The sequence below is a fragment of the Phycisphaerales bacterium genome (assembly GCA_020852515.1).
Taxonomy (GTDB): Bacteria; Planctomycetota; Phycisphaerae; order Phycisphaerales; family UBA5793; genus UBA5793.
Genome location: JADZAS010000023.1, coordinates 70,591 through 84,904 on the forward strand (window position 1 = coordinate 70,591; position 14,314 = coordinate 84,904).

General features: G+C 65.3%; 14 protein-coding genes. 5 read left to right on the forward strand and 9 right to left on the reverse strand.

Going from position 1 to position 14,314, the window contains the following annotated elements:
* Positions 1–41: 41 nt before the first annotated feature.
* The 4 genes from IT430_15305 to IT430_15320 are packed head-to-tail and all read left to right on the forward strand — an operon-like array spanning position 42 to position 5,095.
* Positions 42–2,255 (forward strand): hypothetical protein, encoded by a 2,214-nt coding sequence (locus IT430_15305; GenBank protein MCC6909305.1) that lies wholly within the window; start codon positions 42–44, stop codon positions 2,253–2,255.
* A gap of 49 nt (positions 2,256–2,304) precedes the next feature.
* A complete protein-coding gene (locus tag IT430_15310) occupies positions 2,305–3,336 on the forward strand; it encodes a GDP-mannose 4,6-dehydratase (protein ID MCC6909306.1) in 1,032 nt (343 codons plus the stop codon).
* Positions 3,337–3,342: 6 nt separating this feature from the next.
* A complete protein-coding gene (locus tag IT430_15315; protein MCC6909307.1) occupies positions 3,343–4,806 on the forward strand; it encodes an undecaprenyl/decaprenyl-phosphate alpha-N-acetylglucosaminyl 1-phosphate transferase in 1,464 nt (487 codons plus the stop codon).
* A gap of 58 nt (positions 4,807–4,864) precedes the next feature.
* A complete protein-coding gene (locus tag IT430_15320; protein ID MCC6909308.1) occupies positions 4,865–5,095 on the forward strand; it encodes a hypothetical protein in 231 nt (76 codons plus the stop codon).
* On the opposite strand, the gene IT430_15325 is transcribed toward IT430_15320, so the two are convergent.
* From IT430_15325 to IT430_15335, 3 genes are read right to left on the reverse strand one after another with little or no spacing between them, the layout of a single operon-like run.
* The gene (locus IT430_15325; protein ID MCC6909309.1) at positions 5,096–6,517 is read right to left on the reverse strand and encodes a dipeptidase; all 1,422 of its coding nucleotides are present in this window, start codon (positions 6,515–6,517) and stop codon (positions 5,096–5,098) included.
* Positions 6,518–6,562: 45 nt separating this feature from the next.
* Positions 6,563–8,047 (reverse strand): glycosyltransferase, encoded by a 1,485-nt coding sequence (locus tag IT430_15330; protein MCC6909310.1) that lies wholly within the window; start codon positions 8,045–8,047, stop codon positions 6,563–6,565.
* A gap of 60 nt (positions 8,048–8,107) precedes the next feature.
* Positions 8,108–8,575: a hypothetical protein gene (locus IT430_15335; protein ID MCC6909311.1), complete on the reverse strand. Its 468-nt coding sequence runs from the start codon at positions 8,573–8,575 to the stop codon at positions 8,108–8,110.
* A gap of 177 nt (positions 8,576–8,752) precedes the next feature.
* Between IT430_15335 and prmC the strand changes: the two genes are divergently transcribed.
* Positions 8,753–9,667, forward strand: coding sequence for a peptide chain release factor N(5)-glutamine methyltransferase (prmC, locus tag IT430_15340; protein MCC6909312.1), 915 nt, complete (start codon positions 8,753–8,755; stop codon positions 9,665–9,667).
* 10 nt (positions 9,668–9,677) lie between these two features.
* Here prmC and IT430_15345 read toward each other — a convergent pair whose 3' ends face one another.
* The 6 genes from IT430_15345 to IT430_15370 form a co-directional block, all read right to left on the reverse strand.
* Entirely contained in the window at positions 9,678–10,025 is a 348-nt protein-coding gene (locus tag IT430_15345) for a zinc ribbon domain-containing protein (GenBank protein MCC6909313.1), read from the reverse strand.
* A 27-nt stretch (positions 10,026–10,052) separates the two neighbouring features.
* A complete protein-coding gene (locus IT430_15350; protein MCC6909314.1) occupies positions 10,053–10,586 on the reverse strand; it encodes a nucleotide exchange factor GrpE in 534 nt (177 codons plus the stop codon).
* Positions 10,587–10,589: 3 nt separating this feature from the next.
* On the reverse strand, positions 10,590–11,753 hold the full coding sequence (gene dnaJ / locus IT430_15355; GenBank protein ID MCC6909315.1) for a molecular chaperone DnaJ: 1,164 nt from the start codon (positions 11,751–11,753) through the stop codon (positions 10,590–10,592).
* A 91-nt stretch (positions 11,754–11,844) separates the two neighbouring features.
* Positions 11,845–13,458: a chaperonin GroEL gene (groL, locus tag IT430_15360; GenBank protein MCC6909316.1), complete on the reverse strand. Its 1,614-nt coding sequence runs from the start codon at positions 13,456–13,458 to the stop codon at positions 11,845–11,847.
* A 49-nt stretch (positions 13,459–13,507) separates the two neighbouring features.
* Positions 13,508–13,798 carry a co-chaperone GroES gene (locus tag IT430_15365; GenBank protein MCC6909317.1) on the reverse strand — a complete coding sequence of 97 codons (291 nt, stop codon included), beginning with the start codon at positions 13,796–13,798 and terminating at the stop codon, positions 13,508–13,510.
* 32 nt (positions 13,799–13,830) lie between these two features.
* Positions 13,831–14,304 carry a hypothetical protein gene (locus IT430_15370; GenBank protein MCC6909318.1) on the reverse strand — a complete coding sequence of 158 codons (474 nt, stop codon included), beginning with the start codon at positions 14,302–14,304 and terminating at the stop codon, positions 13,831–13,833.
* Positions 14,305–14,314: the final 10 nt, after the last annotated feature.

Below are 14,314 nucleotides of genomic sequence, written 5' to 3' on the forward strand. Positions count from 1 at the left end.
GGATTACCGGCATTTGGTGCGCGATTGAAGGGATCGACCCTATGACGACCATGCAAAGTTCAACCCCCACGACCTCTCCGCCGCGCCCTGGCCCGCCGCGCCTGCCCCGTCCCGCCAGTTCTGCCGCAAGACCGGCCGCGGCCGTGGCGACCGTCGATCCGCTGCGCGTGGTGCGCCAGTACTTCTGGTGGATCGCGCTGAGCGTTGTCATCGGCGCTGCCGTGGGACTGGGGGCGCATTTCATCTGGGCCTGGACGGCTCCGGTCTACTCCGCGACCACCACGTGGCGCATCAATCCGCCCAAACGAACTCTGGCATCGATCAACGACCCATCCAGCGTCACCGGCGAGCAGATGGACCGGTCCATCGCCACCGTCGCGGTCATGATCACCAGCCCGAACATCCTCAGGCCGGCCATCACGTCGCCGGAGGTGCGCCGAACGGAGTGGATTCAGGAGTTCATGGGTTCGTCGGGCAACATCGAGATCGACAACGCCCTGGCGGACCTCGAAGATCGCCTTGACGCCTCGACCGACGGCTCGCTGCTGGTCGGCATCACCGCAAAGGGGCCAAAGAAGGAAGACCTCGTCTCGATCCTGACCGCCATCAACCAGGAATACAGGAACTTCCTCGCCAAGGAGCGCGAGCGCGTCAAGACCGGCACCGTCGCCGCCTTTCGCACCCAGCGCGAGACGCTGGAATCTGAGATCCAGTCGATTGGCGAGCAGATCGCCCAGCGCATCGAGCGCGACAAAATCAATCTGAACGTCGAGAGTTCGGACCAGGCGATGGCGCTGAACCTGATTCGCCAGTCCATCAACCAGAGGCAATCGGACCTGTCGCTGGTCATGGCGTCAAGAGCCGCGGCTGAGCAGCGGCTCAGTGAGCCTTCGCTCACCTTTAATGATGACGAACGGGCCGCTGCACGGCAGGCCCCGAATATCATGCGGCTCGAAGCGGAGATCCTCCAGTTGCGCACGGACATCCGCGATGCCCGCCAGCGCTTTGGCGACAACCACCGATACGTAACGGGGCTTGAGGATCGGCTGAGCGCCACTGAGGCCGAGTTTGACACCGAACTCGACCAGGTGATGCGCCGTGATTTCCTGGGTCGCCTCGAGACCGCTCGGAACAACGAGAACAGCATCCGCCAGATGCTCAGCCAGCTCGAGACCGAGCGCGCGGCCGCGGAAGCCAGACTTAACGATCTGCAGAAGGCCGTCGAGTGGGTGAACACGAAGAAGGCGGACCTCGCTCGCGCCCAGGCGCGGCGCGACGCCCTCGAGTCGCAGATCACCGAAGCCGTCATGGCCAGCCAGATGCAGGATACGCTTCAGGCGAGCGAAGCGCAGCCGCCGGAAGCCGATGCGCTCCCGGTGTTTCCCCAACTGATCGTCATGGTGCCCCTGGGCATCTTTCTCGTAGCAGGCTTCACGACCGGCGCGATTTTCCTCCGCGAGATGACCGACCGACGCATCAGAGGACCGGGCTGCGTCGGCGTTCTGCCGCACGGCCAGGTGCTCGGCGTCGTGCCTCACACCGACGAGGACCCGAGCCATCCCAAGCGCATCGAACTCGTGCAGGTCGACGTGCCGCGCAGCGTCCTCGCCGAGAGCGTGCGCCACATCTTCGCCCCGCTCTCGCGCCGCATGAGTGAGAATGGGCATCACTCGCTGCTGCTCGTGGGCGGGCAACCGGGCGCCGGCTGCACGTCGCTGATTTCGAATCTCTCCGCCTGCTTTGCCGGCAGCGAGCGGCGCGTGCTCGTCATCGACGGCAACTTCCGCCGGCCGCGCATTGCCGAGGTGTTCGGCGTGGCGGCCTCGCCGGGTCTTGGCGACGTGCTCAACGGGGCGGCAACGCTCGATCAATCCGTGCAGGACTCGCGCGTGGAGAAAGTCTCCGTACTCACGGCCGGCAGCGAATCGAGCCGGCAGGTCGATCTGCTCACGACGCCGCGCTTCGGCCGCGTCATGGCCGAAGCGAGGCAGAAGTTCGACTTCGTGCTCGTTGATGCTCCAGCCGCGGTCGTCTCGGGCGACTGGCAGACCCTGGCCAACCACGTGGACGCCACGGTGCTCGTCGTGCGCTGCATGCAGGAAGAGCGCGGCCTGGTGTCGCGGCTCATCTCGCAATTGCGCGACGCCAAGCCCGAGCACCTGGGCGTCGTCATCAATGCAGTGCGCAGCGAAGCCGGAGGATACCTCAAGCGCAATCTCAAGCAGATGGACCAGTACCAGCGAGCCGGAAGATGAGCATGGCCTCTGACGGGCGCCCGGCAGCCCAATTGCGGCCGTTTCCCAGATGACCAACCCACCGACCACTACGGCGCTCATCACGGGAGGCGCAGGGTTCATCGGCTCGCACCTCGCCGAGCGCCTGCTCGCCCAAGGCTGCCGCGTGGTTGCGGTGGATGACCTGTCAACCGGCAGCGAAGCGAACGTGGCGCACCTGCCGCCCGATCGATTCAAGCTCGTTCGGTCTGCCGTGGTCGATGCCATGGACCAACTTCGCGCGAGGCAGTTCGACGAGGTCTATCACCTCGCGGCGGGCGTCGGAGTCGATCTCGTGCTCGAGCGCCCTCTTGAAGTGATCGAAGGCAGCCTGCGCAATGCGGTCGCACTCCTCGAAGCGGCGCGATCCTGGGGCCGCGGCGGCCGAGCCTGCCCGGTCCTGATGGCCTCTTCCAGCGAAGTTTACGGCAAGTCGGCGAAAGTCCCCTTTCGCGAGGATGACGACGTCGTCTACGGCCCGACCACGATGACGCGCTGGTCCTACGCTTACGCCAAGGGCATGGATGAATTCGTGGCGCTTTCCTACCATGCGCGGCACCAGTTGCCGGTCGTGCTCGCGCGGTTTTTCAACACCGTCGGCCCACGGCAGTCCGGCTCATGGGGCATGGTGCTGCCGCGATTCGTCCAGGCCGCGCTGCAGGGCCAGCCGCTGCGCATCTTCGGAGATGGAACGCAGCAGCGATGCTTCTGCGACGTGCGCGATGTCGTGTCCGTCCTGCCCGCGCTGCTTCGCAATCCCGCCTGCCGCGGCGGGGTTTACAACGTCGGCAGCAGCCAACTGCTGAGCATCCGGCAACTCGCCGAGACAGTGATCCAGGTGCTGGGCAGCACGAGCCGACTGGAACTCGTGCCGTACGACCACGCCTACGGCCCGGGATTCGAGGACGTTGCGGTGCGGCAGCCGGATCTCACCCGGCTGGAAACCGCGACCGGATTCGAGCCGACGATTACCATCATGCAGACGATCCGGGACCTGGCCGAGTCAATGGAGTCCGTAGGGGCCGATCGCACGTCCGCGTCGGCGGCGCCGGGGGGAGAGTAAGCGGCGATGCTCGCGGAACTCATGCAGTTGGTCGATCAGGCGCAGCGCCAGTTTGGCTCGCTCGACGACGAGACCGGCAGCAGCCTGCTCAACTTGCCGACAGGCGGGAGCACCGATGCCGGCGCCGGGGCGACAGGAGCATCACCCGGCGGGATTCTCACCGCCAACGGCGTGATCAACGATTATCTCGTCGTCTTCATGGTGGCGTTCCTCGTGACGCTGATCGTCACACCGCTCGTGCGGCGCATCGCGCTCAAAGCGAGGATCGTTGACTGGCCCGACCAGGGGCGAAAGGTGCATCGCGAGCCGGTGGCGTACCTGGGCGGCGTGGCGGTGTTCGCCGGGCTGCTATCGGGCATCATGACCAGTTACATCACGGCTCTCTACCACCCTACGCTCGCAACCGTCCCTCTCAACATCGTGATCGCCATGGCGATCATCATGTTCACGGGTCTGTTCGACGACGTGTTTCACTGGGATCCCAATCTCAAGGTTGGGCTCCAATTCACCGCCGCCGCCGTGCTGGCGCTGGATGAGCAGATCGGTGGTCGCGTGGCCGCAGGGCTTCTGCATCCCGTCGAAGAATTCATGAATGGCGCGATGGGGCTGGCCGTCAATCTCTCGCGGCTGGACATCATGCCCGGATCGGGCTCGGTGGAGATCGACCTCGTCTACTGGACGGGCGCGATCATCATCGGGGCCTTCGTCATCGGCGGATGCAACGCGGCCAACCTCATCGACGGCCTCGACGGCCTGCTCACAGGCACGACGGCCATCATGGCCGCATCTCTGCTTGTCATCACGCTCGTGGTGGCGGCGATGTTTCCGCACATGGCGGGGCAACTCACCGGCACCCGCGTGATCCTGTGCTTCGCGCTGCTCGGCGCCGCGCTGGGCTTCCTGCCTCACAATTTCAGACCGGCGTCGATTTTTCTTGGCGACGCCGGGTCGCTGCTGGTCGGCTTTACCGTCATCGTGATCATCCTGCTGCTCGGGGAGACCGGCTACACCCACCTGGTCTTTGCCGGGCTCATTGTCTTCGGCCTGCCGATTCTCGACACGACGCTGGCCATCATCCGCCGCCGACTCAATGGCATGCCCATTTCCGCTCCGGATGACAACCACCTCCACCACATGCTCAAGCGAACCAAACTGGGCGTGGTCGGGGCCGTGTTTGTCCTGTACGCGATCAGCATCGCCTTTTCGAGCGTCGCGCTGCTGCTCGTGCTGCTGCGGGCGCGCGTCGTGTACGCGCTGGTCATCGTCATGGCGGGGTTCATCGTGGTGATCGGCGTCAAAGCCGCGCGGCGCAAGCAGCAGATGGCCGACCTCGACGGGCTCACCATACCGCGCAGTCGCAGGGCCGGCGGATCCGTCGAGCGGATCGCGCCCCGGCCTGCGCCTCGCGCTGCACCCGAGCGGTCCGCCACCCTCGCCGCCGCCGAGAGCCCCGGCACCGAGGCGGTCTGAGTCGCCCGCCGCCGGTCGGCCTCAAGTCGCACATGAATCGGGTCGATGCGCCCGGTGTATGTTCAGCTCCATTCCGCAAAGCGCGATACCTCTCATCATCGGGATAATCGTCTTCACCATCATGGAGATGCTCCGTGTACTCTCGGTCTGGAAGCAGAGCGCCACGAAGTTGCACCAGTTGAAGTACGACACGCATTCCCTGCGCCTGCGGCTCAAGCGACAGTCGGCCGAGCGCATCGTCGCCGAAGAGCGCCACCGCGCTTCGTTCTCAAATCAACTCGCCGCCTGATCAGCGGCCCTTCAATGCGGCAAGTCGCTGCAGCAGCACCGCGTGCGAACGCTGGCCGTTGCGGAAGCACGCGAGTTCGAACTTCTCGTTGGGCGAGTGCACGCGATCGTCATTGAGCCCGAATCCGATGAGCAGCGTTTCGAGGCCGAGAACGCTCTTGAAGCCTTCGACGATCGGAATCGATCCGCCGGATCGGATGAGCACCGCCTCGCGGCCCATCGCCTCCTTCAGGGCGGCGCGCGCCGCCGCCATCGCCGGGTGATCGATCGGCGTCAGGCAGGGCCGGCCGATGCCGTGATCCACAACCTCGACCCGGCAGCCGGGCGCGAGTTGGGACTCGATCCACTTGCGGAAAGCGGCGGTAATCTTCTTCGGATCCTGGTCGGGCACGAGGCGAAATGAGATCTTGGCGGAAGCGGATGACGAGATGACGGTCTTGGCGCCCTGTCCGATGTAGCCGCCCTTGATGCCGTTGACATCGCACGTGGGTCGGCCCCACTGCCGCTCAAGCAGGCTGTAGCCCGCTTCGCCGTAGCCCTGCGACAGTCCCGCCTCGTCGAGAAACGCCCGTTCATCAAAGTCCAGTGCCGCCCACGCCTGGCGCTCCTGCTTCGTGAGAGGAAGGACATCGTCATAGAACCCCGGCAGCGTGATGCGCCGATCGCCGTCGTGCAGCAGGCCGATGATCCGCGCCAGTTCGTTGATCGGGTTGGGCACGCAGCCGCCATACAGGCCCGAGTGAAGGTCGCGGCTCGGGCCGTACAGGAACACTTCAAGATAGACCAGCCCGCGCAGCGAATAGGTGATCGCCGGGGTATTCACATCCCACATGCCCGTGTCGCTGACGACGGCGAAATCGCACGGCGAGCCGGGTGCGTCGCGCCCGACGAGCTCATCGCGCGACTGCTTCAGGAATTCGTGCAGGTTGACGCTGCCGCACTCTTCCTCGCCCTCGATTACGCAGGTGATGCGGCACGGCACGCCGCCGCCGGCCTCGTTCCAGGCGCGGCAGGCCTCGACGAACGTCATCACCTGTCCCTTGTCATCGACGGCGCCGCGGGCCACGATGCGCTGGCCGTGCGGCCCTTCGACAATCTCCGGCTCAAACGGCGGCGAGTCCCACAACTCGAGCGGATCAGGCGGCTGCACGTCATAGTGACCGTAGAAGAGCAGATGCGGTCCTTCGTAGCCCTTGGGCCCCGGATGGTGTGCAAACACGACCGGATGCCCCTTCGTGTCGCGCAGCGAGGCGGTGAACCCGATCGACTTGAGGTCGTCTGCGAGCCACTGGGCGGCGCGTCGGCAGTCGGGCTTGAAGGCTGGATCGGTGCTCACGCTGGGGATGCGCAACCAGTCGCTCAGCCGCTCGACCGACGCGTCAAACTGGCTGTCGAGATGATTCAGGATCGCAGACGTGTTCACGATCTTCCTCCCTGTGACTGTGATGTCCGTCGCTTGCGCGGTGGATCAGACGCGCGGCTTGCGCCGCTGCATGGCGGCAACCGCTTCATGGTAGACTTCGACGCACTTTCGCGCAGCGCCGTCCCATGTGAGCAGCCGAAGTTCCATGGCGCCGTTGCGCTTGAGCGTGTTGCGCAGCGGTGGATGGCGGAGCACTGCGATGATCTTGTTGGCCATCTCGTCCACGTCCCAGAAGTCGACCTTGAGCACGTGCGTGAGCGCTTCGGACACGCCGGACTGCTTGGAGATGATCACCGGTACATCATGGCTCATGGCCTCCAGCGGCGCGATGCCGAACGGCTCCGAGACGGAGGGCATGACGTAGCAATCCGCCATCTTGTAAGCCCGCGCCACGTCATCGCCGCGCAGAAAGCCCGTGAAGAGGACCTTCTGGCCGATGCCCATCTGCGCCGCGAGTTCGATCATGCGCGTCACCATGTCGCCTGAGCCGGCCACGACGAACTTCACGTTGTCGATCTTCTCCAGCACGCGCTTCGCGGCGGCAATAAAATACTCCGGCCCCTTCTGCATGGTAATGCGGCCCAGGAAGAGCACAATCTTGTCCGTCGGGCGGATCTTGGTCGGCGCCGTCGCGGGCGACTGACCCTGCTCCACGCCGTTCCACACCACGCGGATTTTCTCCGGACTCACGTTGTAGCGGTGGATGGCGATGTTGCGCGTCCAGAAGCTGACGGTGATCACGCGCATTGCGCTGTGCATGCCTCGGCGCTCGATCTCGTACAACTGCCGGTTGACGTTTTCGCCGGAGCGGTCGAATTCGGTCGAGTGCAGGTGGACGATGAGCGGGATGCCCGTGAGCCTCGCAATGGCCATGCCGGCGGGATAGGTGAGCCAGTCGTGCGCGTGGATGACGTCGTAGTGCTCGCCGCGAGTGAGCAGCACGCACAGTTCGGCGTAGCGGCGCACGTCGCCGATCAGATCGCCGCCATAATCGCCGCCGCTGGACGGCCGGCTGAGCCCGAGAAAGCCCGGCGTGCTCGCCTGCGCCGCCGAGATTTCGCCCAGCGACTGGCCGCCGCCGGGTGTGCCCTGCTGGGCAGCGTCGCCGCGGCGCACGTACTCGCCCTTGCGGATCAGTTCCTCGATCTGCTCCTGCGTCAGCCCCGCGCCGGCGCCATAGGGCGAACTCACGCCCGACGGGACGGCGCGAAAGGTGACGTGCGAGAATTCCGACGTGCGGAAGTCATACGCCTCGGCGGCACGCAGCGCCGCCCCGCCGCCGGCCGGCACTTCGCCGGTGGCTCGGTATTGCCGCAGGACCGGCTCGGCGCGAGCCACGTCCCCCGCCGTCACCTGCTCGGGGCTCAACAGCCGCACGTGCGAGGCGTGCGAGCGATTCACGGCCTTGGGAAGGACGAAGGTGATCTCATGCCCGAGCGCATCGAGCGCCTTGGTCAGGCCGTAGCAGGCCGTTCCAAGTCCGCCGGCTATGAACGGCGGGAATTCCCAGCCGAGCATCAGGATGCGCATGACTCACCACTCTCATTCGTCGCCAAAGGTCTGCCGCGCTATTCGCCACACCGTTTCTCGTTACATCTCTTCCTTCGACCCAGCCACGTCGCCCAGCTCCCGGAACGCCGCCTCGTACGCCAGCAGGTGCATCGCGGCGAACTGGACTGCGGCACGAAGGTCACCGAGGCCGCCGATTTCGACCGGCGTGCGAAACGTGAACAGCCGGTCTTCACTGCGGTAGTGCTGGTAGGTGATCTCGGCTTCGATGCCGAGTTCGGCCAGTTCCTCTTCAATGAGCTCTTCAAGCTCGTCGCCGGTGTGTTCGAGATCAGCTTCGATGGACTCGCTCAGCCAGCGGTCGGGCGTGACGAAACTGACCCACACCTGCGCGGGATCGGACTCATCCGGCTCGACGCGAAAGTAGGCCTCGCTCTCACAGCCGCGCGCGCGGCATTCGAGGCGGGCGCCATTCAGTTGCACCGAGTCGAAGACATCTGCATCGCGCGCTCGCGCCCGCACCTGTTCGAGCAATGACTTGAGATCCACACCTGGTCCTTCCGGACGAAACTCAGAGGAGAACACTAGACGCGGCGGCGGCGGACAACCATGCGATGCAACCTCACCGGGCGGAATGCGGGATATTCCCGACATCGCCGCATCGCGCCGGCGCCCGGACAGGCAGGTTTGCCGAGCGCCGCGGCCACGCGTCTACAATGCCGCGACGTGACCGCCTCCACCAGCGCCGCCGAAACCTGGACGACGCGCCGCCTCCTCCACTGGACGACGGAGTTCTTCACGCGCAAATCGCTCGATTCGCCAAGGCTTTGCGCTGAACTGCTCCTGGCGCACGTGATCGGCTGCGAACGGATGCGGCTCTACATGGAGACGGAGCGGCCGGCGGCGCCCGAGGAACTCAAGACACTGCGAGGCCTCGTCGAACGGGCCGGCCGGCACGAGCCTGTCCAGTATCTGCTGGGCGAGGCCTGGTTCTACACCCGGCCCTTTGCCGTCACGCCCGCCGTGCTCATCCCCCGCCCTGCCACCGAGCGGATCGTCGAGGAGGTCCTGCAGACCGCCCGCGCGGGTGCGCAGCAAGAGACGGCGATGACGGTCATCGACATCGGCACCGGCAGCGGCATCCTCGCCGTCACCCTCGCCGCCGTGCTGCCCGCGGCGCGGATCATCGCTACGGATATTTGCGCCGAGGCGCTCGCCGTGGCCCGAGGCAATGCCGCCCGGCACGGCGTGACCGATCGAATCGAGTTCGTTGAAGGCTCGCTGCTGGAGCCGCTGGCGGACCGCCGTCCTCCGGTTCGGGCGGATGTGCTCGTCTCGAATCCTCCTTACATTTCGGATTCGGAGTGGGACGACGTGGCGCCGAACGTGCGCGATTACGAGCCGGCCTTGGCGCTGCGCGCCGGCGCGGATGGCCTGGACATCCTGCGGCCGCTGATTGCCGAGGCTCACCACTTCATCAGGCCCGGCGGGCGGCTGCTGCTCGAGATCGCCGCCTCGCAGGAGGCGGCAGTGAACTCGCTCGCCGCAGTCAATCCTGCGCTCAGTAGCGTGCGCGTGCTGAAGGATTACGAAGACCTGCCGCGCGTTCTGTCGGCCACGACTGAATCACACGGCGCTTGAGGCGAAGCCTCTACTTCGCCTTGCCGTTCTTACTGCCTTTGGCGGAGTCGGCCGGCTTTGCGGCACACGTTCCTTCGCCGCAGGCGCAGGAGCCCGGCTTGCTGTCCTTGGACTCCTTGCCGCCGCTTTCGCCCGCCGGCTTCTTCTCCGCGTCGGCGGCCTTCTTGTAACCTTCCGATCGATAATCGGTCTGGTAAAAGCCGCTGCCCTTGAAGATCACGCCGGCCCCGGTGCCGATGAGGCGTTCAAGTTTCGCCTTGGCGCACTTGGGGCACTTGCGCTTGACCGAATCGGTCATCGACTGGAAGAGTTCAAACTCGTGGCCGCAGGCGCGGCAGACATAGTCATACGTTGGCATTCGTGTACTCCGTTACGTCGGCGAACTTCACTGCTCGCCTCGCGCCAGCGCGACCTTGGCCGGCCGCACGACGATATTGCCCACTGCGTAGCCGACCTGCATCTGCTGGGCAATGTGATTGGCTTCGATTCCCGGGGCGTCAATACGCATCATCGCCTCGTGCCGGTTCGGATCGAACTCATCACCCGGCTGCACTTCGATCCGCGCGGCGCCGTGGGCGGACAGCACCTTGAGGATCTCATCGCGCACCATGCGCACGCCCTGCTGCACGCTCTTCTCGCTTCCCGGGCCGAGGTCCTGCTCGCTGACGAGGTCAAGATTCTCGAGCGCCGGCACGAGTTCGCGGATCAGATCCGCCCGCGCGCGAAGGCGAGCCTGCTCCTCGTTGGCGTAGGCGCGGCGCTGAAAGTTCTGGAAGTCGGCCAGCGCGCGCTGGTACTTGGCCGTCGCTTCGTCGCGCTCGGCTGTGAGCTGCTCGATAAGCGCCTGCGTTTCATCGACGGTGTCGCCGTCGTCCGGCGCCTGGTCGAGTTCGTCCTCGTGAAGTTCTCGTTCGCTCATGGCTCAGTCTTCCTTCCCGGCCAGGAAGTCCTTGATTCGATTCCAAAAGCCCTGCGTCTCAGGCAGGACCGAGTGATCTTCCGTCTCCGCATACTCGCGCAGCAGCGCTTCCTGCCTGGGCGTGAGGCGCTGCGGAATTTCGATGCTCAATTGAACGAGCAAGTCGCCGCGCCGTCCGCTGCGAAGGTTGGGTAATCCCTGATTGGCCACCTTCACCACCCGCCCGTGCTGGGTGGCCTTGGGCACGACGACTTCGTGCTCGCCATCGAGTGTCGGGATCCGGACCTTGGCGCCCAGCGCCGCCTGCGTGAAACTGATTGGCAGGCGGATGGTGAGGTTGTCCTCTTCGCGTTCGAAGACCTTGTGCGGCGTGACGCGCACGACCACGTGCAGATCGCCCCGTATTCCCTGGCCGTGCGGCGCCTGCTCGGGGGATGGCGGCTCGCCCTCGCCGCGGATGGCCACGGCCTGACCCGAGCGGATGCCCGGCGGTATCTTGACCTCGAGCCGGCGGCGCTTGGGAACTCGGCCCTGACCACGGCACGTCTCGCACGGCTCGGTGATGATCGTGCCCTGCCCGCGGCAGGTCGGGCACGTGGTGACCATGCGGAACATCCCGCCGAGGCCCGACTGAGCGACTTGCCCATGCCCGCCGCACGTCTGGCAGGGCGTGCGCTTGGTGCCGGGTTTGGCGCCTTCGCCGTGGCAGGTGTCGCAGACGTCCAGGCGCGTGAAGTCGACCTCGGCTGTCGTGCCCGAGAGGACCTGTTCGAGCGTGATTTCGACCTGGGTCTCGAGGTCGTAGCCGCGCGCCACGCCCTGCTGCCGGCGGCGCCCGCCTCCGCGCGATGCCCCGCCAAAGCCTCCGCCAAAAATCTCGTCGAACATCGAGAAGATGTCCTGCGGATCCATCGAGCGGAAGTCGTGCCCCGGCGTGCCGCGCAGTCCCGCGTGGCCGTACTGGTCGTAAGCCCTTCGGCGGCTGTCGTCGCTGAGGACCTCGTAGGCTTCGGCGGCTTCCTTGAACTTCGCCTCGGCCTCTGCGTTTCCGGGATTGCGATCCGGATGGTACTTCATGGCCAGGCGGCGATAGGAGCGCTTGATCTCGTCTCCATTCGCCGTCCGCTCGACGCCGAGCACTTCGTAGTAGTCGCGCGTGGTGGCCATCGTCATCTCCGGGTCCGTCCGCTTACGAAAGCCCACGGAAGCGCGCGAGCGCTCCGTGGGGCTGTTTGAATCCATCGCGAAGCGCTGTTGATCACGCCACGGCGCCTTCGGTCGGCTCCTTCTCGTCCTTGAGCTCCGTCACGAGCACATCCGTGGTGAGCATGAGACCCGCTACCGACGCGGCGTTCTGAAGCGCCGTGCGCACGACCAGGGCCGGATCGATGATGCCGGCCTTGACGAGATCGACGAACTCACCGGTCGCGGCGTTGAAGCCAAAGTTGCCCTTGCCTTCGCGGACCTTCTCGACGACAACGTCGCCGTCTTCACCCGCGTTTTCGGCGATCTGGCTGGCCGGGGCTTCGAGCGCGGCGGCGACGATGTCGAAACCGAACTTCTGATCGCCCTTGGCCTTCTTGCGGCCGTCGATGACCGCGTCGATCGCGCGAATGAGCGCCACGCCTCCGCCCGCCACGTAGCCTTCCTTCGCGGCGGCACGGGTCGCGGCGAGAGCATCCTTCACGCGGTCCTTGCGCTCCTTCATCGCGGTCTCAGTCGCAGCGCCGACATTGAGGATGGCCACGCCGCTGGTCAGCTTGGCCAGACGCTCCATCAGCTTTTCGCGGTCGTAGTCGCTCGTCGAGCGGTCGTACTGGGTGCGAATCTGCTCGGCACGCGCCTGGATGTCCTTCTTCTTGCCCGCGCCTTGCACGATCGTGGTGTTGTCCTTGTTGACGACGATCTTCTTGGCGCTGCCCAGGTCGCTAAGTTCGATCGATTCGAGACTGCGGCCGAGATCTTCAGAAAAGAACGTGCCGCCCGTGAGCGTGGCGATGTCGCCGAGCATGGCCTTGCGCCGATCGCCAAAGCCGGGCGCCTTGACCGCGCACACCCGCAGCACACCGCGCAGCCGATTGACCACGAGCGCCGCCAGCGCCTCGTTCTCGACATCCTCGGCGATAATGAGCAGCGGCCGGCCGCTCCCCGCCACGCGGTTGAGCAGCGGCAGGAAGTCGGAAAGGTTACTGATCTTCTTCTCGTGAATGAGGATTGAGACGTCTTCGAGCACGCACTCGGCGGTTGCGGGATCGGTCATGAAGTACGGACTGAGATAGCCTTTGTCAAACTGCATGCCTTCGACGTATTCGAGCACCATCTCGGACGTCTTGCCTTCTTCGACTTCGACGACGCCCTCCGATCCGACCTTGTCGATCGCCTCGGCAATCAGTTTGCCGATCTCGCGATCGTGGTTGGCCGAGACGGTGGCGACTTTCTCGTAGTCGTCGCGGCCCTTGCACTTGACGGCCATGCCCTCGATGGCGCTGCACGCGACCTCGGCGGCGGCGGTAATGCCGCGCTGTAGTTCAACGGAGTTGTGGCCGGCGGCGACGTAGCGCAGCCCCTGGCCAAAGATGGCCTCGGCGAGCACCGTCGCGGCCGTGGTGCCGTCGCCGGCCTTGTCGGCGGTCTTCTTGGCGACCTGCATGACCAGTTTGGCGCCCATGTTCTCGAACGCCTCGGCCAGATCGATCTCCTTGGCGACCGACACGCCGTCCTTGGTGACGGTCGGCCCGCCATAGGACTTCTGAATGAGCACATTGCGCCCGACGGGGCCCATCGTGACGCGGACGGCGTCGGCCAGGCGGGTGACGCCCTTGCGGATCTCGACCTGCGCCTCGTTGCCGAACATCATCTGTTTCGTGGACATGATTCAGTATTCTCGCTTTGAGTTGGAGTGGTTATCGAGCCGCTCGCGATCACTTCTCGATGACGCCGAGCAATTCGGATTCCTCGATGATCACGTGCTTGACGCCCTTGATCTCGATTTCGCTGCCCGCGTACTTGCCGTAGACGACGGTCTCGCCCTTCTTGACGCCGACGGCGGCGCGCTTGCCGTCCTTGAGCAGCCGGCCCGGCCCGGTGGCGACGACGGTGCCCTGCTGGGGCTTCTCTTTGGCGCCTTCGGGCAGGTACAGCCCTGAAGCGGTCTTCTGCTCCGGGTCGTTGGGTTTGATCAGCACTCGATCATCGAGCGGTTTGACTTGCATGGGTGAACTCTCCTGTGAGGGGTTGTTTCGTTTCATGATGTAATCGTCGCCAGCGCTTTCTCGCGCGGAATCCTGGTTGCAAATCCAAAGGGTGGCCGCTCCTCTTTATCCGGCACGTCGACCAGTTCGATCTTCAGGATGTCGCCCGGCCGCACCGACAGGGCCACGTTGCGCTTGCGCGAATCCTGCCCGATGAAGTGCATGCACACGACCTCCTGCCAGCCGGTTGGATGCGTCACCACGCGCTTGCCGTGACCTGAGATCAGGTACTCCGAACCATCGCGCAGCGTCACGCGCACCACGAGCATTTTGCACTTGTCCGGCGTGTCGCACATCTCGCCCGCCAGATCGGAAAACAGCAGTTCGATCTCCTCGACCCAGTCGACCCCGGCCGGCGCGAACGGCGGCGGCTTGAGCGATGCGGGGCGCTTGCGGCTCGCCGCCCGGTCCGCACCGCGCTTCGCCTTCGTCTTCGCCTTCGATTTCTTCTTGCCGGGTGAGGGCATCGGCTCCTTT